Origin of the sequence: Sphingobacterium sp. NGMCC 1.201703, assembly GCF_047784615.1 — a bacterium.
Classification (GTDB): Bacteria; Bacteroidota; Bacteroidia; order Sphingobacteriales; family Sphingobacteriaceae; genus Sphingobacterium.
Map to the genome: position 1 here is coordinate 1,222,456 of NZ_JBLOHD010000001.1, position 24,364 is coordinate 1,246,819.

Annotated in this window: 20 protein-coding genes; 11 read left to right on the top strand and 9 right to left on the bottom strand. The window is 40.0% G+C overall.

Annotated features, from left to right (window positions below):
* Positions 1 to 432 precede the first annotated feature (432 nt).
* Genes topA through cmk form a run of 3 tightly spaced genes read left to right on the top strand, consistent with a single transcriptional unit; the run spans position 433 to position 3,943 of the window.
* Positions 433 to 2,832 carry a type I DNA topoisomerase gene (topA, locus tag ACK8HY_RS05065; protein ID WP_077434348.1) on the top strand — a complete coding sequence of 800 codons (2,400 nt, stop codon included), beginning with the start codon at positions 433 to 435 and terminating at the stop codon, positions 2,830 to 2,832.
* 2 nt (positions 2,833 to 2,834) lie between these two features.
* A complete protein-coding gene (locus ACK8HY_RS05070; RefSeq protein ID WP_077434346.1) occupies positions 2,835 to 3,248 on the top strand; it encodes a hypothetical protein in 414 nt (137 codons plus the stop codon).
* Positions 3,248 to 3,943 carry a (d)CMP kinase gene (gene cmk / locus ACK8HY_RS05075; protein ID WP_077434344.1) on the top strand — a complete coding sequence of 232 codons (696 nt, stop codon included), beginning with the start codon at positions 3,248 to 3,250 and terminating at the stop codon, positions 3,941 to 3,943. Before ACK8HY_RS05070 ends, cmk begins: the two co-directional genes overlap by 1 nt.
* Before the next feature lie 60 nt (positions 3,944 to 4,003).
* On the opposite strand, the gene ACK8HY_RS05080 is transcribed toward cmk, so the two are convergent.
* The 4 genes from ACK8HY_RS05080 to ACK8HY_RS05095 all read right to left on the bottom strand — a co-directional run bounded on the left by ACK8HY_RS05080 (position 4,004) and on the right by ACK8HY_RS05095 (position 7,195).
* Positions 4,004 to 4,297: a hypothetical protein gene (locus ACK8HY_RS05080; protein WP_077434342.1), complete on the bottom strand. Its 294-nt coding sequence runs from the start codon at positions 4,295 to 4,297 to the stop codon at positions 4,004 to 4,006.
* Positions 4,298 to 4,460: 163 nt separating this feature from the next.
* Complete coding sequence (locus ACK8HY_RS05085; protein WP_077434340.1) at positions 4,461 to 5,660, bottom strand: pyridoxal phosphate-dependent aminotransferase; 1,200 nt, start codon at positions 5,658 to 5,660, stop codon at positions 4,461 to 4,463.
* Between the two features lie 96 nt (positions 5,661 to 5,756).
* Positions 5,757 to 6,131: a DUF1573 domain-containing protein gene (locus tag ACK8HY_RS05090; RefSeq protein ID WP_077434338.1), complete on the bottom strand. Its 375-nt coding sequence runs from the start codon at positions 6,129 to 6,131 to the stop codon at positions 5,757 to 5,759.
* A 98-nt stretch (positions 6,132 to 6,229) separates the two neighbouring features.
* Positions 6,230 to 7,195 (bottom strand): KpsF/GutQ family sugar-phosphate isomerase, encoded by a 966-nt coding sequence (locus ACK8HY_RS05095; RefSeq protein WP_416132939.1) that lies wholly within the window; start codon positions 7,193 to 7,195, stop codon positions 6,230 to 6,232.
* 100 nt (positions 7,196 to 7,295) lie between these two features.
* Between ACK8HY_RS05095 and recQ the strand changes: the two genes are divergently transcribed.
* The 3 genes from recQ to ACK8HY_RS05110 all read left to right on the top strand — a co-directional run bounded on the left by recQ (position 7,296) and on the right by ACK8HY_RS05110 (position 11,490).
* Entirely contained in the window at positions 7,296 to 9,485 is a 2,190-nt protein-coding gene (recQ, locus tag ACK8HY_RS05100) for a DNA helicase RecQ (RefSeq protein WP_416132940.1), read from the top strand.
* Between the two features lie 18 nt (positions 9,486 to 9,503).
* Complete coding sequence (gene kdsA / locus ACK8HY_RS05105; RefSeq protein WP_343560656.1) at positions 9,504 to 10,319, top strand: 3-deoxy-8-phosphooctulonate synthase; 816 nt, start codon at positions 9,504 to 9,506, stop codon at positions 10,317 to 10,319.
* 73 nt (positions 10,320 to 10,392) lie between these two features.
* Positions 10,393 to 11,490, top strand: coding sequence for an SGNH/GDSL hydrolase family protein (locus ACK8HY_RS05110; protein ID WP_416132941.1), 1,098 nt, complete (start codon positions 10,393 to 10,395; stop codon positions 11,488 to 11,490).
* A 32-nt stretch (positions 11,491 to 11,522) separates the two neighbouring features.
* On the opposite strand, the gene ACK8HY_RS05115 is transcribed toward ACK8HY_RS05110, so the two are convergent.
* Positions 11,523 to 12,821 (bottom strand): DEAD/DEAH box helicase, encoded by a 1,299-nt coding sequence (locus tag ACK8HY_RS05115; RefSeq protein ID WP_416132942.1) that lies wholly within the window; start codon positions 12,819 to 12,821, stop codon positions 11,523 to 11,525.
* A gap of 53 nt (positions 12,822 to 12,874) precedes the next feature.
* The gene (locus tag ACK8HY_RS05120) at positions 12,875 to 13,204 is read right to left on the bottom strand and encodes a DMT family transporter (RefSeq protein ID WP_416132943.1); all 330 of its coding nucleotides are present in this window, start codon (positions 13,202 to 13,204) and stop codon (positions 12,875 to 12,877) included.
* A 311-nt stretch (positions 13,205 to 13,515) separates the two neighbouring features.
* Between ACK8HY_RS05120 and ACK8HY_RS05125 the strand changes: the two genes are divergently transcribed.
* The 5 genes from ACK8HY_RS05125 (at position 13,516) to ACK8HY_RS05145 (ending at position 20,850) form a co-directional block, all read left to right on the top strand.
* A complete protein-coding gene (locus tag ACK8HY_RS05125; protein WP_416132944.1) occupies positions 13,516 to 15,675 on the top strand; it encodes an ATP-binding protein in 2,160 nt (719 codons plus the stop codon).
* Positions 15,676 to 15,687: 12 nt separating this feature from the next.
* Complete coding sequence (locus ACK8HY_RS05130) at positions 15,688 to 16,320, top strand: response regulator (protein ID WP_077434322.1); 633 nt, start codon at positions 15,688 to 15,690, stop codon at positions 16,318 to 16,320.
* 104 nt (positions 16,321 to 16,424) lie between these two features.
* Positions 16,425 to 18,485 carry a hypothetical protein gene (locus ACK8HY_RS05135; protein WP_139351034.1) on the top strand — a complete coding sequence of 687 codons (2,061 nt, stop codon included), beginning with the start codon at positions 16,425 to 16,427 and terminating at the stop codon, positions 18,483 to 18,485.
* Complete coding sequence (locus ACK8HY_RS05140; protein ID WP_077434318.1) at positions 18,478 to 19,761, top strand: hypothetical protein; 1,284 nt, start codon at positions 18,478 to 18,480, stop codon at positions 19,759 to 19,761. Before ACK8HY_RS05135 ends, ACK8HY_RS05140 begins: the two co-directional genes overlap by 8 nt.
* A gap of 93 nt (positions 19,762 to 19,854) precedes the next feature.
* A complete protein-coding gene (locus ACK8HY_RS05145; RefSeq protein ID WP_077435861.1) occupies positions 19,855 to 20,850 on the top strand; it encodes a YihY/virulence factor BrkB family protein in 996 nt (331 codons plus the stop codon).
* Between the two features lie 6 nt (positions 20,851 to 20,856).
* On the opposite strand, the gene ACK8HY_RS05150 is transcribed toward ACK8HY_RS05145, so the two are convergent.
* From ACK8HY_RS05150 to ACK8HY_RS05160, 3 genes are all read right to left on the bottom strand, one after another.
* Positions 20,857 to 21,570: a hypothetical protein gene (locus ACK8HY_RS05150; RefSeq protein ID WP_416132945.1), complete on the bottom strand. Its 714-nt coding sequence runs from the start codon at positions 21,568 to 21,570 to the stop codon at positions 20,857 to 20,859.
* Positions 21,571 to 21,694: 124 nt separating this feature from the next.
* Positions 21,695 to 22,630, bottom strand: coding sequence for a 1-phosphofructokinase family hexose kinase (locus ACK8HY_RS05155; RefSeq protein ID WP_416132946.1), 936 nt, complete (start codon positions 22,628 to 22,630; stop codon positions 21,695 to 21,697).
* A 332-nt stretch (positions 22,631 to 22,962) separates the two neighbouring features.
* The gene (locus tag ACK8HY_RS05160) at positions 22,963 to 24,363 is read right to left on the bottom strand and encodes a TolC family protein (RefSeq protein WP_077434312.1); all 1,401 of its coding nucleotides are present in this window, start codon (positions 24,361 to 24,363) and stop codon (positions 22,963 to 22,965) included.
* Between the last annotated feature and the right edge of the window lies 1 nt (position 24,364).

Consider the following 24,364-nt stretch of genomic DNA (forward strand, 5'->3'; position numbering starts at 1 on the left):
ATTATACCAAAAAAGACTGTTCTAACAAGACTTCTTTTCATTATTTATTATATTAAACCAAAATTAAGGGCGAATTGCCCTTTTTTGAATAAGCGAATATACATAACCTATTTTACTTTTTTTACGCTGAAGGTTTCGGATGCTTGAATTATACGGCATTTGGTAATTGTTTTCGAAATAGAACAAACTAAAATGAATTGTTGAAATTGCGGATATGAAGAAAAACGAAGTTTTAAATAATTATCAACATTTTTTATAGACAAATTCCTTTTTAAGGTCGATTACAGGCTGATTTAAAATAGGACAATAGGGTTAATGTTATAGGATAAAACACATATATATTAAGGCGAAATCTATTTTTTTTGTCTTTTTTGCAAGAAATTATTGTCATTCCTTTTAGAATTCCCTTTATTTGCACAAATCTCAAATTAGATGGCGAAAAATTTATTGATAGTTGAGTCTCCAGCGAAAGCAAAAACGATAGAAGGATATTTAGGTAGTGATTTTTTGGTCAAGTCAAGTTACGGGCATATCCGTGACCTGGTGAAAACCGATGATGCAATTAATACGGCGAATAATTTCGAACAGAAGTATGAAGTTCCATCAGATAAAAAAGCGGTCGTAAGCGAGCTGAAAAAATTAGCTAAGGCAGCAGAAACTGTGTGGCTCGCATCCGATGAGGACCGTGAGGGAGAAGCTATTTCTTGGCATTTATTTGAGACATTGGGACTGAAGGATGCAAGTACAAAACGTATTGTGTTTCATGAGATCACGAAGCCTGCAATATTAAAAGCCATCGAGAATCCCCGTAAAATAGATTATAATCTTGTTAACGCACAACAGGCCAGACGTGTATTGGACAGATTGGTGGGCTTTGAGTTATCACCTGTTTTATGGAAAAAGGTAAAGCCTTCTTTATCTGCGGGTCGTGTGCAATCTGTTGCTGTGCGGTTGATTGTTGACCGGGAGCGGGAGATTAATAAATTTGAACCAGAGGCGGCATTTAAGATTGTTGCTTTCTTTCATACAGGCAAGATCAAAGATAGTTTTAAAGCCGAGCTTCCGCAACGCTTTGCAACTGAAGCAGAAGCGACTCAATTTTTGGAGGATTGTAAGGCGGCTTTGTTCACCGTTAAAAATCTGGAGACGAAGCCATCGAAACGATCGCCTGCAGCACCATTTACAACGTCTACCTTACAACAGGAGGCCAGTAGAAAGCTGGGATTCTCCGTCGCTCGTACCATGCAAGTTGCCCAGCGTCTCTACGAATCAGGACGTATTACCTATATGCGTACCGATTCTGTCAATCTGAGTGATACAGCAATAGAGGCTGCTGAAAAGGAAATTAAATCAGCTTATGGTAACAAGTACCATAAAGTAAGGAGATATAAAACCAAAACTTCGGGCGCGCAGGAAGCGCACGAGGCCATACGTCCGACTTATTTTTCTGAACATACCATCGAAGGCGATTCTGCTGAAAAACGATTGTATGAACTGATCTGGAAGCGGGCAATTGCATCTCAGATGAGTGAAGCGGAATTTGAACGTACTCTCGCGAAAATTTCGATTTCCACCCGTACGGAAGATTTGAATGCTTCGGGAGAGGTTATGAAATTTGATGGTTTTCTGAAAGTTTATATGGAGTCTGTGGACGATGATCAGGAGACAACATTCGATGAGGACAGTGATAATGCCATTCTTCCACCATTGACTGTAGGTTTACAACTGGTATTAAAGAGTATGTCTGCGACGGAACGTTTTACACGTCCACCAGCACGTTATACGGAGGCTGCATTGGTGAAGAAATTAGAGGAACTGGGCATCGGTAGACCTTCGACTTATGCGCCAACAATTTCTACGATCCAAAATCGTGGCTATGTGGTGAAAGAAGAACGGGAGGGAAAGTCACGTAACTATCGCGTGCTGACCCTTGAGCATGCTGAACTGAAAGCAATAACGAAAACAGAAATTACGGGAGCAGAAAAAGGGAAAATGTTCCCAACTGATATCGGTATTGTGGTCAATGATTTCCTTGTAGAGCATTTCAATGGTATTGTAGACTTTCACTTTACGGCAAATGTTGAGAAAGAGTTTGACGATATCGCACATGGATTGACCGAATGGACAAAAATGTTGCATGATTTCTATGGGCCATTCCACTCAGAGGTAGAAGATACGTTGGAAAATGCTGATCGGGCCAATAATGAGCGTGAGCTAGGTGTAGATCCAGTTTCAGGCAAACCTGTTTCGGTACGTATAGGAAAATTTGGCCCCTTGGTACAGATCGGCTCACCGGATGATGAAGAAAAACCTCGATTTGCATCTTTGCGTAAAGGACAGATGATCGAGACAATCACTTTTGACGATGCGATGGAGTTATTCAAATTGCCGAAAAAAGTTGGTGTTTTTGAAGATAAGGAAATGACTGTTGCCGTTGGTCGATTTGGGCCTTATATCCGTCATAACTCAGCGTTTTATTCCTTGCCAAAAGGAGTCGATCCGCTGGATGTAACCGAAGAGGAGTGCATTCAGATTATTCAGGAAAAACGTCAGAAAGACATTGAAAAAGTGATCCGTGTATTCGATGAAAATCCAGATGCACAGATCGAACAGGGACGTTGGGGACCATTTATTCGTTTTGGCAAGCAGAACTTAAAAATTCCGAAAGGAACGGAGATCGAAAAAATCAGCTATGCCGATGTGTTGAAATGGGCTGAAGCAGATGCGCCGAAAGGTAAAGCCGTTAAAGCCAAAACCGCCGAGAAGAAAACAGTTGCTAAAAAAACAACAGCAAAGAAGGCTACAACTAAAAAAACGACAAAGTCTAAATAGGGATGAAAGCAGATTTGCCAGAAAATATAGTAAAAGATATCATGATTGCCGTGGTTTTGGAAGGCGAGACCGTGGAGACAAAGAATTGGACGGTGTATGTTATTAACGATAAGAATATCGCAATACAGAATGTGCTGATCAGTTCAAAAGGCTATGGTGAAAAAGATGGAAGACAGGTGACAACTACCACTTTACGGCATTTTATCGGAAACATCGAAGCAAAATCATTTGATCGCGTTGAAGCCATCGATGAACAGGTCTTTGGTCTAACCAACGAATACTGGTTGAGCTTTTATATCGATAATACAATATACGATAAAAAATATATCTTTTTACCAGAAAGCATCGTGGATGGAAACCTAACTAAGGTTCCCTTGGTGAATAAGCCCGGTGTGATCATAGGAGGAAATGAATAATGAGTACAAGACACAATTTTATTATCGCCATAGATGGCTTTTCCTCCTGTGGAAAAAGTACGCTTGCCAAAGCGCTGGCTAAAAAGTTAAAATTTGCCTTTATTGATAGCGGTGCGATGTATCGGGCTGTCACGCTCTATTTTATTCGTCATCATATTGCCTTAGATGATCAGGAAGCGATCGAAAGAGCTTTAAAGGACATCCATATTGACTTTATTCCAAATGCCGTCAAAACGGAGATTCACCTCAACGATGAAGATATTTCAGAAGAAATCCGTCAGATGTACATTTCTGATAAGGTCAGTGAGGTAAGTGCAATTAAAGCGGTGCGAACAGCAATGGTGGCGCAACAGCAAAAATTGGGTCGCCGGAGAAATATTATTATGGATGGCCGGGATATTGGCACCACCGTTTTTCCGGATGCCGATCTGAAAATCTTTATGACCGCAGATCCTAAAGTTAGGGCAGCCAGAAGATACCTGGAATTAACTGAAAAAGGGGAGGACGTCACACTAGAAGAGGTGGTGGAAAATCTGGCCAATCGCGATCACATTGATAGTACCCGTGCCGAGAGTCCGCTGCGTCAGGCTGAGGACGCTATCGTTTTGGATAACTCCAATTTAACCCCCGAACAGCAACTGCATTTTGTCGAAGAGGAATATCTCAAAGTTAAAGCCTTAAGAATAGAAGCATAAATACGATATAACAAAAGTTGCCGATGGAAAAATCGGCATCTTTTGTATTTTTGGCTACAGCTATTTGATACTATTGATTTGCTGTTGCTCCAGCAGCTTGTCTACATTGTTTTTCTCTCCAAACTCTGCTGTCTGTTCTTGAAAAGATTCCAGTAGCGCTTTAATAGCGTCTGAATTATCCGCTGTTCGTTGATAGATTTCGGGAATAGTCTGTTCGATATTCTTATCACCGAGTTCGATATTATCAACTTCGATTTTGCCTATCTTTTCTAAAACAGCCTGTTGGCTATTTCTGACATCTTCCATCTCTCTCGCTATCTTTTCCATCAATTGGAATTTCTTCAATTTATCCATATGCAATATCTTTAGTTATACTGTAATAAGAACAATGTCGCTCGAAACTTTGTTTTGACTTTTTTAAATTCGGTCGAAAACAGGCTTTGGGATACTGCTAAAAAGCAAAGAAGCCAGTCTCTTTTTCAGAGACTGGCTTCGATTGGCCTTTGGGCTGTGCTTATTAATTTGTTCTTCCGGGATAAACTGCCAGCGCTTTCTCCAGACAGACTAATGCGTTTTTAAGATCATCCTGATTCAGTACATAAGCTAGGCGGACTTCATTTGTTCCCGCACCTTCTGTACTGTAGAAACCAGTCGCCGGAGCCATCATGACGGTTTCGTTGTTATAAGAAAACTCTTCCAGCATCCATTGACAGAATTTATCCGCATTGTCGATCGGTAATTTAGCAACCACATAAAATGCACCCCCGGGATTAGGAGAGTATACGCCATCAATTGCATTTAATCCGCTGACCAATGTATCTCTTCTGGCCGTATATTCTTTGGACACGGCTTCAAAATAGCTGTCCGGGGTATCGACTGCAGCTTCGCCAGCAATCTGTCCTTCCAGTGATGGACTTAAACGCGCCTGAGCAAATTTCAATGCAGTCTGATATAATTCTTTATTTTTAGTGATTATACAGCCGATACGTGCACCACATGCGGAATAACGTTTTGAAACTGTATCAAAGATAACAACATTATTTTCGAGGCCTTCCAGATGCATTGGGGAAATAAATTCGCGGCCATCATAGCAGAATTCGCGATAAGCCTCATCAGAGAACAGGTAGAGGTCATATTTCAGACAAAGTTCCCGTAAAGCCTCTAGTTCCTCCCTGGAATAAAGATAGCCCGTCGGATTGTTGGGATTACAGATACAGATGGCTTTGGTTTTCTCGGTAATTACTTTCTCAAATTCAGCAATAGAAGGTAACGCAAATCCACTTTCAATATAAGACATGATCGGTTTGATCACAATATCAGATGAACAGGCAAAACCATTGTAGTTTGCATAAAACGGCTCCGGGATAATGACCTCTTCCCCTTCATTTAAGCAAGCCTGCATGGTGATTGTGATTGCCTCTGAACCACCATTCGTCACGAGGATATCGGTAGGTTCAATATTGTAATTTAGCTTGTTATAGTATTCGGCTAATTTTTTTCGGTAGGAGGCAGTACCTTCAGAAGGCGTATAAGCCCATACTTTGAAATCAATATTTTTCAAAGCATTAAGCATAATTTCAGGTGTCTGGATATCTGGTTGCCCGATATTTAAGTGGTATATTTTTTTACCATCTTTTTTTGCTTGATCAGCATAAGGCGTCAGTTTTCTGATTGGTGAGGCAGGCATATTTAGCCCTTTTTCTGATATTACTGGCATTATAGTTTTTTTAAAATTAGTTGTGCAAAGCTAACCAAAATAAAACGAAAAAAGCCACATCAGGATGTGGCTTTTTTCGTTTTATCTGTCGGATTTTTATTCCACAATCCCTTTAATATAAAGTGTCTTTACAGGGGTTTTTGTATTAGACTGTACCGTGAAACTTTTTGTAAATGGTGCCTTGGCTGCCGCATTATACGTAACCTTGATTGTTCCTGTTTCTCCTGGTTTGATCGGAGTTTTGGTGAATTCGGCCACCGAACAACCACAGGTAGGTACTACATTCGAAATGATAATGGGCTCGCTGCCGGTGTTTGAAAATTTAAAATTATAGGATACAGGAGTTCCAGCTGGAATTTTTCCGAAATCATGTGTTTCTTTCTCAAATTTAAATTCTCCTTGCCCGGCTTGCATAGATGAAAAACCGATAAAGGAAATGATCACTGCTAAAATTGTTATATACTTTTTCATACTTCTAAGATATTACTTTGTGATTAAACTAGTACAACTGATATGCCAAATGTACTGTTTATTGCCAATTTATTCTGCATCTAACAACTTTATTACAGTTAGATTATACCCTCTTTAAGCAGATCCTGTATATGGATAACGCCATCGTAGTTCCCTTTTTCGGATACCAATAACTGATTGATGTTGTTTTCCCGCATAATATGGAGGGCATTGGCCGCAAGTTCATTTTTGTCGATGACCTTTGGTGATTGACCCATAATATCAGCAGCGTGGATCATTGCCAGGTCCGTATGTTTTTCGAGCATGCGGCGGATATCCCCATCGGTAATAATACCGTGAATTTCTGTGCCATTTAAGACAGCGACAGCCCCCAGTCTGAAGTGGGTGATAGTAATGATAATATCTCTGATGTTGGCATCCAATTGTACGCTCGGTTTACCATTTTGATCCGAAAGATCTGCAACTTTTAAATAGAGTTTTTTACCTAAGGCGCCACCGGGATGGTATTTAGCAAAATCCTGATCTGTAAAATCACGACATTCCTGTAATACAACGGCCAGCGCATCGCCCATGGCCAATTGTGCAGTGGTACTGGATGTTGGTGCCAAATTATTTGGACAGGCCTCTTTCTCAACAGTAGTGTTCAGGATATAATCTGCATTTTTGGCCAGGTAGGAAGCCGTGTTGCCCACCATAGCCACTAGGGTATTTTTCGTTTGTTTCAGAAAAGGAACCAGTACTTTGATTTCTGGCGTATTCCCGCTTTTGGATATGGCAATAATCAGGTCATGTTGTTGGATAATACCTAAGTCGCCGTGAATAGCATCGGCAGCATGCATAAAGATGGACGGCGTCCCGGTGGAATTTAATGTTGCAACAATCTTTTGTGCGATAATGGCACTTTTTCCGATACCTGTGACGATGACGCGCCCTTGAAGATGTAGAATTTTATTTACAACGGTAACAAAATCATCATCAATATATTGGGCCAGAGCAGCTACTGCATTGGCTTCTTCTTGAATAGCCTGGATAGCTATATTTTTTATTTCGTAGTTGTTTTTCACAAAAAATACTCTTACTTTTATGTATTAGAATAGATTGCAAAAATAGATTATTTTTCAGGATTATTTCTTCATTATCTATCTTATTTTTGCCCAAGGCGCAATGGAAATAGAAAAATCACTTTTCGACAATTTACAGGATTTTTTTGGTTTTGATACTTTTAAAGGGGATCAAGAGGCTATTATAACTAGTATTCTTCAAAAGAAGGATACCTTTGTTATCATGCCAACCGGGGGAGGGAAATCAATTTGTTATCAACTGCCAGCACTCATGAGTGAGGGGACCGCAATTGTAATTTCCCCGTTGATTGCTTTAATGAAAAATCAAGTAGATCAGCTTCGCGCGTTCGGCGGCGAAGATAGTATCGCTCATTTTTTGAACTCCTCACTAAACAAGAGTGAAATCACCCGGGTCAAGGAGGATGTGCTTGCAGGAAAGACCAAGTTGCTGTATGTAGCTCCAGAATCACTTGCTAAGCAAGATAATGTGGAGTTTTTACATCAGATTACGGTGTCTTTTGTCGCTGTGGACGAAGCACATTGTATTTCAGAATGGGGGCATGATTTTAGACCAGAGTATCGCAAAATACGTCAGGTGATCAATGAGATTGGCGCTAATATTCCGATTATTGCGTTGACAGCAACGGCGACTCCTAAAGTGCAATCTGATATCCGTAAAAACTTACAGATGAATGATGCGGTGTTATTCAAATCATCATTCAATCGGAGCAATTTATATTATGAAGTACGTCCCAAAAAAGATGTGGTCAAAGAAATTGTGCGGTTTATCAAAACAAAATCAGGAAAAACCGGTATCGTCTATTGCTTGAGTAGGAAGAAAGTAGAAGAAATAAGCGAGGTGTTAAATCTGAACGGCATTAAAGCGCTTCCATACCATGCGGGCCTTGACGCTAAAACAAGGGCCGATACGCAGGATAAATTTTTGATGGAGGATGTCGAAGTGATCGTTGCGACAATCGCTTTTGGAATGGGAATTGACAAACCGGATGTCCGTTATGTTATCCATCATGATATTCCAAAATCTATGGAGGGCTACTATCAGGAGACTGGTCGTGCCGGTCGTGATGGTGGAGATGGTTATTGTCTGGCTTTCTATTCGGAGAAAGATGTTGAAAAGCTGACTAAATTCATGAAAGATAAACCTGTGGCCGAACGTGAAATCGGTACACAGATACTCAAAGAAGTCATTGATTATTCCGAGTCAGCTGTCTGCCGCCGTAAACAGATCCTTCATTATTTCGGTGAAAATTTTGATGAACAAGGCTGTAGTAATATGTGCGACAACTGTCGTTCGGAAAAAGAATATTTTGAAGCCGAGGAATCCCTAAAAAATGTATTGGGCTTTATTAAAGAACAGGGGGAGAAATTTGATGACCATCATGTCATTAACGTGATGATCGGGCAGAATAATCAACCCGTGTCTTCCTATAAACATGACGAGCACCCGTTGTTTGGTTCTGGAAAAGAGAAAGGTGTCCTTTATTGGAAATCTTTGTTAAGACAGGCGGTATTGGATAATTTCATTGAAAAAGATATTGACCACTATGGTTTACTGAAATTAACGGATATTGGTCTGCGTTATTTGGATAATCCGTATCAGTTAAAGTTTGTTTTAAATCATCCTATTGAAAGTGCTGAGACTGCTAATGGAGAAGACGCTGGCCATGGCACTGGAGCTCTTGATACGACGCTGCTCGGCATGCTCAAAGATTTGCGTAAAAAGATTGCTAAGAGTAAATCATTGCCCCCGTTTGTCATCTTCCAAGACCCTTCTTTAGAGGAAATGTGTACACACTATCCGGTCAATATTGACGAATTAAAACAGATCCAAGGGGTAGGGAATGGTAAGGCGATTAAATTTGGTGCCTCCTTTATTGCATTGATCAAAGACTATGTAGAGGAAAATGAAATTGACCGACCGGTGGATCTGGTTATCAAAAGCACAGCAAATAAATCTGCTCTAAAGGTAGCCATCATCCAAAATATTGACCGCAAGATCGCACTGGATGATATTGCAGCAGCAAAGGGGATTACCTACGAGGAAATATTGAAGGAAATTGAAACGATCGTCAATGCAGGTACCAAGATAAATATCAATTATTTTATTGACGAAATTATTGATGAAGACCGTCAGGACGAAGTATACGATTACTTTAAAACAGCTGAAACTGATTCTATCGAAGATGCGCTTAAAGAATTAGGCGGCGACGATTATACTTTTGAAGACCTTCAACTGATGCGTATCAAATTTTTATCGGAATTGGGTAATTAAAAAATTTATATATTTCATATGATCAATAAATACATTCCTGAAATAAAGAATGGAACATCGCAGAATTTCTTTTTAATGGCAGGGCCATGTGCAATTGAGGGAGAAGAAATCGCTTTGCGGATTGCTGAAAAAATTGTTACGATTACAGATAAGCTCAATATCCCTTATATTTTTAAAGGCTCCTATCGTAAAGCCAATCGGTCTCGTTTGGATTCTTTTATGGGTATCGGAGATGAAAAAGCATTGAAAATTTTGGAGAAAGTAGGGAAGACCTTTGGTGTTCCTACGGTAACGGATATCCATGAAAGTCATGAGGCAGATATGGCTGCGGCTTATGTCGATGTTCTTCAGATTCCAGCATTTTTATGTAGACAAACGGATTTATTGGTCGCGGCAGCAAAAACCAATAAAGTCGTCAATGTAAAAAAAGGACAATTTTTAAGTGCCGGATCCATGAAGTTTGCTGTTGATAAGATTGTGGAGTCTGGTAACGAAAAGGTATTTTTAACAGATCGTGGGAATACGTTCGGTTATCAGGACCTGATCGTTGATTATAGGGGAATTCCTGAAATGCGTTCTTTTAATGTACCTACAGTGATGGATTGTACACATTCACTTCAACAGCCGAATCAAACGTCAGGGGTAACTGGAGGAAAACCTGCACTAATAGAGACAATTGCCAAAGCTGCGATTGCTGTGGGGGCTGATGGTTTATTTATCGAAACCCATCCTGATCCGGCAAACGCAAAATCAGATGGTGCAAATATGCTACATCTGGATTTGCTTGAAGGCCTGATGGAAAAATTAGTACGTGTTAGACAAGCTATTTTATAGTATAATCAATAAATCGCAATAGAAAGGAGCCAATCGGCTCCTTTTTTAATCAATTCAAAATCTAAATTATTCCATGTTTTCAAAAGTTTCTTTTCTGGTGCTTATGCTGTTCTCATTTTCATCGATTATTAAAGCACAGCAAAATTATACCTGGTTTTCGCCTCTTGACGATAAGCATATCGAAGGCCGTGTCGATAATCAGCAGCTTACAGGATTTAGTCGACTTCCGGATGAGCTCAAAAATCAGGTCCGTAAACCCGTCTGGGAGCTCGGTAAAAATTCTGCTGGACTTTACATTGATTTTCAAACCTCAGCCCCAGAAATCACAGTTCAATATCAGGTGGCCGGTGGATTAAATATGCCCCATATGCCCACTACAGGTGTGAGCGGTCTTGATCTTTATGCTTATGACTCAACGAATAAAGTCTGGAAATGGGCTTATGGTAATTATGATTTTTCAGACACGATTTCTTATACGTGGCGGAATATAGGGGAGAATAATAACTTCAAATATCGTTTGTATCTACCTCTTTATAATACGGTTAAATGGTTGAAGATTGGCCTTCCGAAGGATGCTAAGTTAACCTATACCCATACAGCTACTTTGAAACCTGTTGTGGTGTACGGCACTTCCATTGGACAGGGGGCGTGTACCAGTCGTCCAGGCCTTGCTTGGACAAGCCAAGTCGGGAGGGCTGTTAATAACGAAATGATGAATTTATGTTTTTCAGGTAATGGTCGTCTCGAGCAGCCTATTTTAACGCTGATGAATCAGGTGGACGTGGCTTGTTATATTTTGGACTGTATTCCTAATCTTGCAATAACTAAGTCTCTCAGTGAAAAACAATTGGATTCCCTGCTGGTCCATGCCGTTACATTTTTACGAAAAGAACATCCGACAACACCTGTTATATTAACGCAGCATAGTTCCGGAAATATCAGTACGGTATTTAACGAAGACAAAAATAAAGAATATCTCCAAAGCAGCAAGATGTTGAAGGCAACTTACGAGAAATTAAAGTCACTGGGCCATAAGCAGATTTTTATGCTGTCTAGCGAAGACTTAGGACTGGACCTCAACTCAACAGTAGATTATGCCCATCCCAATGATCAAGGAATGGAACATATTGCAAATGCTTATATTAACCTATTAAAAAGGGTGTTGAAATAAAAATGGGAAGGTCTGTGGACTTCCCATTTTATTTATTTCTTTTTCAATTTCATCTTCATTTTTGCTTTTTCGCCGCCACCATAATTAAAAGTTTTGGCATTACTTTCCTTTTTTTGATGAAATGCCCCTCCACGGGAACCATCTTCCTGCTGTTCTTCCTTGATAGACTTTTTCTTTTTATCATTTATAGGATTGTAGATCTGAAGATCTTCAGGTAAATCCAATAGATCCATTCTTTTACCCACAGCCTGTTCTATTTTTCTGACCATTGGGAGTTCCAGGTCGGTGGAAAATGTTAAGACGATTGTTTCCTCATTATCGTCATTTTTGATGATATAGCTCAAAAACTCTTCTTTCTCATTCGGCAGTTCAAATTGGAAAATAAAGGGAATATTTACGATATCAACAGCATCGGAGTTTTCTCGGGCAATGATTAGTACGCGGGTTTGCTCATTTTCGATAAAATCTGCTGTCGTTTCGTAGCCAAAATCATCGTAAAACAGCGGATTTAGAATGGCGATTTCTTCTTTGGTCTGTTTAAATAAACTCGTAGCCAGCTTTTGTGCCGTAAGTTTTGAATTTACAAAAACAATCACTTTTTGGAAAACCTCTTTATCCTGTAGCAGATAATTTAGCAGATTGATTTTTGTGGTAAAATTGGGAAGCTGATAGCGCAAAAGATCCAATGTATCAATGGCTTCGTTTTCCAGTTCGTCGACCTCGACCAATGCATAATCTTCATTGAGATGGGTATCAATCATGTCATACAGTTTCTGATGCTCAACGGTGCTGAAGACAAGGTGTTGGACCTTGCCACAACTTTCAGCTAGTTCTCGTACAGGGGTTTGCATTCCCTGTTTGATGATCTCTTCGGCATCATCAATAATCAAGGTTTGGATACGGTTTAGATTGAGTGCTAATTTGAGATAGATGGCACGTGCACGGTTTGGCGTTGCAACGACAATGTCCTTTCCAGCAACTAATTCTTCTATTTCTTCTTCCATACTACCGCCGGCTCGTAATCCGATGATACGAAGATCTCTATTTTTGCTTAGTTGGTGAAATTTTTCAACAATCTCATCGATGCGTTCTTCATTCGGAGCCAATATTAAAAACTTAGGTGCTTCATCGTCCGTAAATTTCAATTTCATCAAGGTCGATAACACATAAGTTGTGGTTTTGCCAGCCCCTTCAGGAGCGATCGCAATCACATCCTGTCCACCAAGAATTCTGGAAATACATCTACTCTGAATCTCTTTTGGAGCCAAATAACCGAGCTCGGTCATTGTAGCAGTCAATCTTTTGCTTAGTTTTAGTTTCTCTAACGACACGTATCCTTTTGTTTATGTAAGATGCAAAAATACACATTTAGTTTTTAGATCAGCTAATGTGCACCCATTTTTGAAAAGACATTGATAATAATAACTCCAGCGACAATCAATATCATTCCGATCACTGCTGCTGTATCCGGAGTCTGTTTAAACAAAATCATGCCTATCAAAGTAATGGCAACAATGCCAACTCCAGACCAGATTGCATAGGATATTCCGACAGGAAGATATTTCAATGTTATGCTCAGGAAATAAAACGCAATAACGTAGCCAATGATGCAGATAAGGGTAGGCTTCCATAGGGTAAAACCTTCAGATTTTTTCAGGAAAGTTGTGGCGAAAATTTCTGCTGCAATAGCAAGAAACAAGTATATGTATTTCATCTTTATAGACTATTTGCTGATCAAATGACGCTTTCATACAAAGCTACACTTTTTGCCTTTTACTTTGCCGGAAAGGTATTGTATTTGGAAAGTTGTTGGTATTGAATCGCGACCAATTCAGCATCGTAACCGAGTCCGAGGGTATTTTGCCGCTAATTATAATTGTTTATAAGGGTAAATTTATCTAGTTTTGACTGATCCACTAATGGGAATTAATAGACTTTATGAGGTGTATTCGCATTTTTTCAAAAACCTTTTTTATATGCTTAGTTTTTCTATTCTCTTGTTTTCAGCTATATGCTCAGGAACAGTTGCAGGAGCTACAGAAATCATACTATAATCTTCCCTTAGGAAGTAAGGAGCGTTTTGTACTGACCGGAAAATATGCCCAGGCATTGTATTTTAACAATGAGAAAGCTTTAGCGAGCCAGTTGCTCAATGATAATATCCAATTGGCTAAAAATTATCCGGATAAGCAGTACTATGCCTATTTAAACTGTATCGCAGCAATGAATAGCTATAACGATCATCTTTTTGAAAAATCACGTTTTTATCTTGAGCATGCAAAATCCGTTTTACCCTTAGTCAACGATAATGGTACCAAGGGCTATGTTCATTATTGTGATGGCTGGATTATGACAAGACAGAATAAGGAGGATCAGGCGGTTGGACAGTTTCACAAGGCGATTTCTTTTTTAGAAAAGGCACCCCAGACGGATGCAAATATTGCACGTAAACTGGCTATATATAAAGAATTGACTTCCATCTACGCCAACCAACGCAACTATGAATTTCAGGAAAAATATACAAGCCTGTTATTGGAGACAGCTAAAGCTGGCCGAAACATAGCGAGTTTATTTGATGCCTATATGCAAGCCGGTTATCTGTTTGAGGAAGAATATCGGTCAAACCGAACTGATCAGCTACTTTTGAAGAAAGCCGAAGATCATTATCTTGCGGCATATCGAATAGCCCAAACGAATAAAAAAGATCTTGTTAACCCAACGGATATGGCCTATGTTTCGGTGAATCTTGCCAACTTGTACCATGAGTTTTATCCGGAAAACGGAGCGAAAAAAGCGGTTTCATTTGCCCAACAAGCCTTAGAAATTGCACAGGAAACGGGACAATATGCCATTTCTATTCCTGCCTATGGTGTATTGGCTGACGAAGCTTTTAAAAGTGGTCATCGCGATCAGGGGAAAAAATACCTTCAACAAGCACTCTACAACCTGCAACGTGAACCCCATTACGATTATCAGATGGGACTAAGTTTGTATAGTAGATTGGCTGAAGTCAGTGTTGAAGAAGGAAAATACGAAGAGGCATTTCAATACCAAAAAAGCTATATCAATGTTTTCGAAGAGGCATTCAACTCGGATAAATTGGATAAAACCAAACAACTTGAAATCAAATATGAACGGGAGCTACAAAACCAGAAATTAATGCGTCTTCGTTTAGAGGGAGAGAAAAAGGAACAGCAGATCAAATTGATGAAAGCGCTAAATGACCGGCAGAATCAATTGGTTGAAAATCTCAAATTGAACGAACTAAACCGTACCCAACAGTTGAAAGTGCTTCAGCTTGAGCGTGACAAAAAGGAACAGGACTTGCAATTAAGCCGCTTGGAGAATGAGCAACGATTGCAGGAGCTTGATGTTTCCAAGCAAGATATTGCCTTTAAATCACGTATGAATTCGATCTATATCTGGTTATTTATTAGTTGTTTAATAGCTGTTATCTTATTGTTTTACGCCTACTGGCAACGTTCTAAGACACTAAAGCAAAAGGAGCACCTGCATGGACTTGAAATCGAAAAAAATAACCAGCAACACGCGATTAAAAACCTGACGGCGATGTTGGCAGGGGAAGAGAAGGAGCGGACCCGTCTGGCTAGGGATTTACACGATGGGCTAGGCGGATTGTTGTCGAGTACAAAACTCGGTCTATCATCGATTGCGGAAGGCAGTAGTGAGCAGTCTTCTGTTAAGAATGGCATTACACGGAGTATCGAACTGTTGGATGATGCAGTAGACGAACTGCGTCGACTTGCACACAACCTGATGCCGGATTTAATTGTCAAATATGGTCTAGAGGTAGCGTTAAAGGACTATGTGGCCCGGATGAGCCAATCGAATTGCCAGGTAGAGTGTGAATTCATTCAATTTGAAGCGAAATTAAGTGTAGAACATCAGATTTCCCTGTACAGGATCATTCAGGAACTGGTGAACAATGCGTTGAAGCATGCTGCCGCAAGTAATATTTTTATACAACTTTCCGCGCATAAGGAGCGTTTACATATCACGATCGAAGATGATGGCAAGGGATTTGATACCGAAAAAATAGATTTACAACATTCAGCGGGTATGCACAATATACAGTCGAGGCTTTCTTTTCTCCATGGTGATATGAAGGTTATATCTGTCCTTGGCGAAGGTACTACCATAGAAATTGAAATGCCCGTTGTTTAATTATAATGTCAGATGATAAAGATAGCGATTACGGATGATCATCCTCTGTTGTTGGAGGGCTTAAAAAATATTATCAATGCTCACGAGGATTTTGAGGTTGTGGGCATGTATGCGAGTGCTGAGGACTTATTTAAGAATATTGTTGCTGATGCACCGCATGTATTGTTACTGGATATCAATCTTCCTGATGCAAATGGTATAGATTTGGTCAAAGGATTAAAAGAAGCATATCCGGAAATGAGAATAGTAGCTTTTAGTGTGCATAACGAACTGGCTGTGATCAATAGCATTCTGAGTGAAGGGGCAGATGCCTATCTTCAAAAAAATGCCACCGGCGCTGAGATTATTGCAGCCATAGCCGATGTGCTGGTTGGTAAACGGTATATCTGTACGAAAACTCAGGCGATACTCAACAAGAAGACAGACGCAGGACTTAAGCAAGTTCCTAAACTTACACGTCGTGAAAAGGAGATCCTGACCTTTGTAGCTAAAGGTATGACGACCAATCAGATCGCTGATAGCCTGTTTATTAGTTCCCATACGGTGGAGAGTCATCGGAAAAATTTAATGGAAAAATTTCAGACAAAGAGTGTGACCGCGGCTGTCAAATCTGCCATAGAATATGGTCTGATACGCGAGTTATAGATGAAATCCACGAATTACCTGAATTCAGGGATGAGAATACCCTATTGTATTTGATACTTTTGATGCTATAGATGAATAAGAGAAAGAATCAAATGTATATGGCTATGTCAGCTAATTTTTTTCGCTGTACCGGAAAAAAAATGCTACCCCTTTGTTTTGGTGTTATGCTGTCCTTGGGTGGTGGTTCGGTGCACGCACAGGTTTTCGATACTAAAATCCCCGAAGGATCAAATACGATAGCGGCTATCAATCTGGCGAAGGTTGTTGAGTACGCAGAAGCTTCTACATTGAATAAGATGTTGGATCGGCTCGGTTTTTTTAAATATTTCGAAAGGAAAAGTAGCGACCTGCAAATGGATTTCCAGCAGATGGGAGTGGATTCGAAGGGAATGGCGATATACTACAGAAATGATCGGGACAGCTTGCTATATGGAGAGATGATTGTTCCGATCAACACTGTCAGTCGCTTTGAAAAATTGCTGCATATGCAGGGTACTCCACTTCCTGCCATAAATGGTTATAAGCGGTTCAAAACAGCAGATGGACAATTGCTTGCCTGGAATACAAAGGAATTCAGATTATTAAAAGGTGAAGTTGGCACAGCCTATTTTGAGAAAGATTCCATTGCCGCATTATATGGAATCGAAAATATAGACTATGCTGCGGAAGCTGTAGCTGCCGCGAGCGGGGCTGCAACTGAGGCTGCAGATGAGGCAGAGGCCGTTGCTAATTGTACGGATTCTGTGCTAATGGATTCCACAACGATGGAGTGGGAGGCGTTTGACTTTGACTCATTAAAAACTGAAGTGCAGCAGGAGGAGCAGGAGCCTTTGGACGTCTATGCAAGTGCGACAGCAACCGATACTAGTGTTTATAAGGATCATATTAACTACGATTCTCTTGATGTTGCTTTTGAGAAAGTGAATCGACGTAACGATTCCATTAAGAATATGTTATTGGAAAAATGGTTGCTGCACGAGCAGGAACAGCTATTGAGCGGTAACTATCCAAATATACCTGTGGGCGAGCAAGCCCGTTTTCTAAAGAATGTAGATATTGCGCGCGTATGGCTACCCAAAGTCGAAGGCCTTTATGACGGACTTCGTTCCCTACGTTCCATGGCAGATGCGTATTATCATACAAGTAGTTTCTCGTTGGAAAATGATTATAAGGACATGTTCTTCGACCTGACACAACAGAGAAATAAGATTACGCTTAAAACGAGTGTAACCCTAGGCAAAGACCTGGTGAAACTGACCAAGCAATTATATGCAAGGAAGCCAAACCCAAAGTTTGCAAAGTATCTAACGGAGGAAACACTGGGCTATTTTAATGTAAATATAAATACTGAAGCCTACCTAAAAGAAATGCCCGCATTTGTTTCTAAAAACCTGAAAAAATATTTTGGAAAAGAGAATGAGGTGCTTGAACTTATGGCGCTCGGTCTTGAAATTGCGCTGGATGAAAAAGCTGTTGCCAAAATTATGCCTGGCGATAACTTGGTTGTTATCAATGGAATCACTAATCTGAAGATCGACTATGTTGATTACGACTATGACGATAATTATGACGTAAAGGAAGTCAATAAAACCAAGGAAGAGAAGGTCGTGTCTTTTATCTGGATGTTTACATCCGAAGATCAAAGGATGATCAAAAAGGCACTGGATGTTGCAGTATCAAAATCCGACGCAAGCTTTGCGGGGGGGATCTATAAAATCAAACAAGGCAATGGCAAAGATTTTCCTTTATATCTGATGTTCAGGGAAGATCTGGTGATGATCAGCAACGATAGCCTGGAGTTAAATAAAATTTTATACATGGATAAATACACGGTCAGGCCCAACAAGTCTTTTGCTAAGCTAATGAAAGGAAGTAAATTTTCTGCGGCGTTCCAGACAAAGAAAATACCCGCGCTGACAAAAGATCTGAATCTTGTATTGGACAATAGCTGGCGTACTACACTGGCAGAATTGAATAATTATGGTAATTTTAGTTTGAGTTCGAAAGGAATTGTTGGCGATAGACTGGAAACTGATCTGCAACTTGAGTTACCTGCAAATGCAAACAGCGGCTTACAGTTTGTGATCAACCAATTGCTCGATGGTATCGTGCCGGAGGAACAATCTAAAATAGACAACCCAATTGATGTAACTGATCATGATTAAAAAAGGAATAATTTGGACTTTAGGCCTCCTGGTAGGATTGGCGATCGTAGGGTGGGGAATTTATATCATTCGACAGCAGCAATCGTATAATTCCGAAGTCCATAAAAAGAGTAAGGCATTATTAACCATCTCCCTTGACGATATCCTATTGAACCAATTCTTCAATAAATGGCAAACAGCGCCAAAAAGAGGGCAGGACTTTGCCAACAAATTGAGTAAATTAAGGGATAATGGAATAGATATCAAGGCCAATGTATTTCTTTTTTCACTGGAAGATTCAGCGAGAAACTTTTATGCTTTTTTTGATTTGAAAGATGAGAAACAATTTCTGACATTCTTAAAAGAGGGGTTGGAAGTTGATTCTATTGAAAGTAATACTGCTCCTGGAGTAAATTATGCTTATCAGGATACAAATAAAATTGCATTTGTTTGGAAGGGTAATACCGTGTTGGTTGGCCTGGGTTTTAATCTTGATAAAAAGAAAGATGAAATGATTCAGTTGATCCAGTCGGATACAGAGCGAGTCTCTATTGAGCGTTTTATCAATCATCCGAGCGAGTTAACCCGCAAATCATTGCGTTATAGCGATATTTCTTCCAAAAATTTTATCGAATTTGAATTGAAAGGTAGCCGTATTGAGATCGCTGGTGAACTCCAATCCGATACCTGGAATTTTCCGCAGGAATATCTTGTCCGCGAGTTGGTAAACGAAGATTACATCAGCAAAGGTTGGATCAATTTTCCAAACGAAAGGTTAAAGACAGCCTTAAGAGATATGCTTATTGATTTTCCGGTTTCAGCAGATTCGATTATCGCCCATGCGAAGGGTGATTATGTTGATGTCGAAATTTTAAAAAATAAGGTTGTTCAGACAGATACCATTATCAATTTTGCCGTTAATGATGATTTCGAAACAGTTGAGGAAAAAACAGCCTATGAAAGTAAAGTTCCAAATGTTCAATTTGGTATTCGTGGGGATGAGCATTTATCTAAATTTCTTCCCAATAAGTTATTTTATCAGTGGTTCCAGAAAAATGATGGTCAATTCAATATTCTGTCAACGGCTTCAACGATAGATAAGTTGCCGACGAAATACACGAAAACCAATAGTCTTTCACATATTGCAATTCATCTTGCGGATTGGCCGGATGCTTTAAAGATCACTCCGATTTTAATGTCGAAGGCGATTGCTTCAGATATGGATTTCAGCTTGAAAGTTGCTCGCCCGAATCAATTAATTCTCCAAGGTACCATTCGGGATTATTCGCATGAATAATTGGCCAGCGCCAGTGGGGCATCTGTTTGTTTGCAAATCCAAAACATTCTCCGTTCGTAAGTGGTTTATTCATACGAACAAAGAATGATTATTATGGATATTAGAACCAAGAGTCGAAATAGTATAAAGACTTACTGGCGAATTTTGAAGAGCTCAGTTGCGGGGTTTTTGAACGAAGATTCAATGAAATACAGTGCTTCACTATCTTACTATACTGTTTTTTCGATTGGCCCCATATTGGTATTGATCATTGCATTGGCGGGTATATTTTATGGGGAAGATGCCATTGAAGGGAAGGTCTTTATGGAACTACGCGGGCTAGTGGGGAATAGTGCCGCCAAACAAATTCAGGAGGTTATTCAAAATCTAGAATTATCTGGTAAATCAAATATGGCCTTACTCGTCAGTAGTATTACATTGATCTTAGGGGCGACAACAGTCTTTGGGGATATCCAAAATTCGATCAATAAGATATGGCATGTCCGCGCCAAGCCAAAAAAAGGCTGGTTAAAGATAATACAGGATCGCCTGCTATCTTCTTCTTTAGTCATTGGATTAGGTTTTTTACTGGTCGTCACCCTAATCATTAACGGTATAATTCTGGCACTAACTGGGCAGTTACAACGCTATTTTCCTGACATGACAGTGATGTTGGTTAACGGGATCAATTTTGCACTGTCATTTGGCATTATTTTCATCCTTTTCAGCGTTATCTTTAAAGTGCTGCCTGATGTCAATATTCAGTGGCGCACTGTACGTGCAGGCGCCTTATTTACAGCGATTTTATTTGTTTTTGGTCGTTATCTCATCGGAATATATCTGGAACACTCAGCGACCCAAGACACATATGGTGCTGCAGGATCGTTTGTCCTAATCTTGCTCTGGGTGTATTATACCGCTGCAATTTTATATTTTGGAGCAATCTATACAAGAGAATACGCAACGGTAATGGGAATTCCGATAGAACCGGCTCAATTTGCTGTACATGTGGAGACCCAGGAGATCGAACGCAATGTGACGGAGATTCCGCCAGCCCCACTGACAACCGAGGAAAAGCAGGTTAACCCCATAGATCATCCGAAATCCTAGATCTTCCTATTCTGACCACATTTCTTCAGTGTCCGTTACATTCTGTTCACGGTACAGTTTTCTGCCAATAGATCCTTTATCTCCCAAAGCGCGGCCTTTAATAAGCCAGGAACTGCCAAATAAGAAAAGCGCTATTGCTTCAAATACAAAGGTCGCATATTCAAAGAGCTTAAACGGGATCAAAGCGATACAAACGATAATACCATAGCCACAAAATCGGTAAATGTTATTTTCATTTATCACACTAATAGGAATCTCTTTGTTTTGTTCCTGACCAATGGTAAATACATGGATGGAAAGAAAGGCAAACGTGAGAAAAAGTACGGCCGCAAATCCAGAATGCAGTTCTTTTAAACCAATAGAAACCAACGTACATTGTGTACAACTGGAGCCAATTGGATCCGTTGGTATAAATGCAACTCCGATTGCCATAAACCCGGCGAGATTAGTAAGCAGATTATCATTTTTCCAGATGACTTTATTTCCATTGCCCTTATAGCAGATTAGAAATAGGCCAACAGCACATAAAACACCCGTAAAAATCTCCCGTAGATTTGAAAAATAGTAATGGCTGATAGATGGTTGAATGCTGGTGCCGAAAAACTTAAAAAGGGATAGCAAAACCAGGATAATAGGTAGAAAGATACCGAGATAGCCGATTGCCCGGCGTAATCTTCTATAAGCGAAAAGATTGTGGTTCTGAATTTTTTTGATATGCATAAATACAATAAAGTTGGGTTAAAAAGCTCCTTAAGGCTTGGCTCATAACGCATTGCCCAATACCGGATTGTTGCAGTTGAGCAGGTATTCTAAGAATTAAGCCATGCATTTCGAATCCATGTGCTTATAGCTTTCTGACCTCGTCATATAGTCTGTCCACATCTTTCTTTTGAAAGAGGGCAGTTCCCTCGGCCATGGTGGTTGCCGATCCGCAAGCTATTCCCATGCGAAGTACTTCTTCGATTGTGCCTTCTAGAGCCAGAATGGATACCATACCCGCTACCATACTGTCTCCAGCACCTACTGTACTACGTATTTTCACAAGCGGTGGAACCATCTGAATTTTTTCGGCTGCGGTGTACAGTACCGCTCCCCGTGCGCCCAGAGAGACGACAACGAGGACAGCTTGGCCCTGCGTAATTATTTGCCGTGCGGCATAATCCAGATCCGTACTAGATAGTTCCTCTTTTCCGACAAGAGCGGCTAATTCACCCGCATTTGGTTTCAGTAGATATACCCCTTCTTCCAGCGCAACTTTAAGTGCATCCCCCGAAGTATCTACGATCACTTTACTCCCTATAGCTTTATATTTATTGATAAGTAATCCGATAAAGTCCGCTGAGACATCGCCTGGGAGACTGCCGCTGATGACCACAAAGTCGGGTACCGGATTTAATTGGTCAACAATAGCCAGGATGTTTTCCTTTTCTTCGGCTGTAAAGGCTTCACCTGGAAATCCAAATCGGTATTGCTGGTTATTGGTCGTATCTACAGCCATAAAGTTCTCCCTTGTTTCACATCCTATAGGGATTGGTATAATATCGAGTTCTTCCTGCTTTAAAAGTACCTCCAACATATAGCCTGTTTTTCCGCCAGAGGTAAAAAGTGTATTTGAAGACATGCCAAGGCGTTTGAGTGCACGACTAACATTAATTCCACCGCCACCGGCTTCATACTTTGGAGTATCACAGCGCAATTTCTTTTCGGGAACAATGTTTTGAACCTTGGTACTTTTATCTACCGAAGGATTTAAGGTAATGGTTAATACAGTTTTTTTCATCTTTTTGTTCTCATTAAAATTAGTTACATCAACGTGAATTACTCGTTAACGTAACACGTCGTGACCCCCTGTAAGCAAAGGTGCTCACTTTCAATTTAATGTAGCTTAATTTTTAATCTCAGCATCGCCAGTTCTGTGACGAGGTACAGATTATGGGTAGCTTTTACATGAAGATAGTTGTTATTTGTTAATATACACAGAATAATTTGTGAAATTATGGGCAGCTGGATATCAATACGATTGAAGAATAACGATTATGATAAAATCCGTGGAATGAGAGGAAACAGAAAAGCTAATCTTTTGATTAGCTTTTCTGTTAGAACTTGAGTTATTTAAAAATGGGCAAGACCATTTGCTCCCAGGGCCATATAAAGGTTGATCCTTTCAATGCGCTGTTGGAGATGGAGATCGATATTGTTCATTTCCCTTTTTACAAGATCTCTTTGTTTTTGAAGCAGGATGAAACTATTGCTGCTACCGACATTAATCTGTTTTTTTGTTAAATCTATATTTTTTTCCAACGAGGAAATTGCCTGTTGCTGGAAAACCTCTTGCTTCTCAATTGAACCTAAATTTGCCAAAGCAGATTCCACCTCGTTGAAAGCCAATAGGACTGATTTTGCATATTCTTCAACGGCTTGTTTTTGTTGTGAAGTTTTTACTTCAACATTCTTTTTTAGTTTCCCCCCGTTGAAAATTGGCGTTGTTAAGCCAGCACCCACTTTTATCAATGGATTGGAAAATAGATTGCTTATTCCATCAACATTGGTACCAGCAGCCCCAAAACCAGCACCGATGTTAATAGCAGGTAGCCGTGCGGCTTTTGCTTCCTGAATCTCATAGAAGCTGGATTCTATTTGAAATTGCTTGGCCATAATATCAGCTCTCTTTTCCAAAACACTGAGTGGAAAATTTGTCGGGATATCCAGCTGTAAAGCCGAAAATTTCGCACTAACTTTTATCAAACCCTCGGGATATTTTCCACAAAGCATTTCCAAACTTCTTCTTGATTGCGAATTCGCATTTTTAATTTTCTCTAGGTAGGAGTTCAAGAGAATGGACTCGCTTTCAATATTGGACAAATCAAGTGCGTTTGCTGTTCCGACTTTATTTTGAACAGTTAAAATCCTTTTTAAGTCTTCCGTTTTCGTAATATACTCGTTGATTTTTTGCTCTTGGTACTGGCCTGCAATATTTAGGTAATATGCTTTAGCAATCATCGCGGCAATGGACTGTTCCAACATTTTTTGTTGATACGTCGCTGAAAAGTATTCGCTTACACTCGCCATTTCCGCAGATTTGTTTTTTCCCCAAAGATCAAGTTCCCAGTTGGCTTTTAATTGCAACTTGCCCATGTGGCTTCCACTAACAAGGTTGTTACCTGTATTTGCTAATGCATTAACACTTGGATAAAGGCTACTTCCGGCGATATCCATGGCTAATTCAACTTGATTCAGTTTTTCTTTGGAGATGATAATATCCGCATTATGGGTAAGCCCCTCTTTGACTAACTCTTCCAACTCTGGAGTGAGTAGTTCCTCCATCCACGCGTAGGAAAAAGCAGGTTGGTGCTTACCTTGTTCCTGAATCCATTTATCAGATATTTCAACATTCGCCTTAATCGCGCTTGTATTTTTTAATTCTTCAATCTTCTTAGGTGTTGCATTTTTGTACCCGATACATGAAGTCAAGTTGAGTAGGAGCAGGGCGCCCACACTTATTTTCTTTATCATA

Bases quoted from the DNA above. Each gene is read 5' to 3' on its own strand.
- topA (WP_077434348.1), top strand. From the start codon at position 433: ATGGCGAAAAATTTATTGATAGTTGAGTCTCCAGCGAAAGCAAAAACG.
- ACK8HY_RS05070 (WP_077434346.1), top strand. From the start codon at position 2,835: ATGAAAGCAGATTTGCCAGAAAATATAGTAAAAGATATCATGATTGCC.
- cmk (WP_077434344.1), top strand. From the start codon at position 3,248: ATGAGTACAAGACACAATTTTATTATCGCCATAGATGGCTTTTCCTCC.
- ACK8HY_RS05080 (WP_077434342.1), bottom strand. From the start codon at position 4,297: ATGGATAAATTGAAGAAATTCCAATTGATGGAAAAGATAGCGAGAGAG.
- ACK8HY_RS05085 (WP_077434340.1), bottom strand. From the start codon at position 5,660: ATGCCAGTAATATCAGAAAAAGGGCTAAATATGCCTGCCTCACCAATC.
- ACK8HY_RS05090 (WP_077434338.1), bottom strand. From the start codon at position 6,131: ATGAAAAAGTATATAACAATTTTAGCAGTGATCATTTCCTTTATCGGT.
- recQ (WP_416132940.1), top strand. From the start codon at position 7,296: ATGGAAATAGAAAAATCACTTTTCGACAATTTACAGGATTTTTTTGGT.
- kdsA (WP_343560656.1), top strand. From the start codon at position 9,504: ATGATCAATAAATACATTCCTGAAATAAAGAATGGAACATCGCAGAAT.
- ACK8HY_RS05110 (WP_416132941.1), top strand. From the start codon at position 10,393: ATGTTTTCAAAAGTTTCTTTTCTGGTGCTTATGCTGTTCTCATTTTCA.
- ACK8HY_RS05120 (WP_416132943.1), bottom strand. From the start codon at position 13,204: ATGAAATACATATACTTGTTTCTTGCTATTGCAGCAGAAATTTTCGCC.
- ACK8HY_RS05130 (WP_077434322.1), top strand. From the start codon at position 15,688: ATGATAAAGATAGCGATTACGGATGATCATCCTCTGTTGTTGGAGGGC.
- ACK8HY_RS05135 (WP_139351034.1), top strand. From the start codon at position 16,425: ATGTCAGCTAATTTTTTTCGCTGTACCGGAAAAAAAATGCTACCCCTT.
- ACK8HY_RS05140 (WP_077434318.1), top strand. From the start codon at position 18,478: ATGATTAAAAAAGGAATAATTTGGACTTTAGGCCTCCTGGTAGGATTG.
- ACK8HY_RS05145 (WP_077435861.1), top strand. From the start codon at position 19,855: ATGGATATTAGAACCAAGAGTCGAAATAGTATAAAGACTTACTGGCGA.
- ACK8HY_RS05150 (WP_416132945.1), bottom strand. From the start codon at position 21,570: ATGCATATCAAAAAAATTCAGAACCACAATCTTTTCGCTTATAGAAGA.
- ACK8HY_RS05155 (WP_416132946.1), bottom strand. From the start codon at position 22,630: ATGAAAAAAACTGTATTAACCATTACCTTAAATCCTTCGGTAGATAAA.
- ACK8HY_RS05160 (WP_077434312.1), bottom strand. From the start codon at position 24,363: ATGATAAAGAAAATAAGTGTGGGCGCCCTGCTCCTACTCAACTTGACT.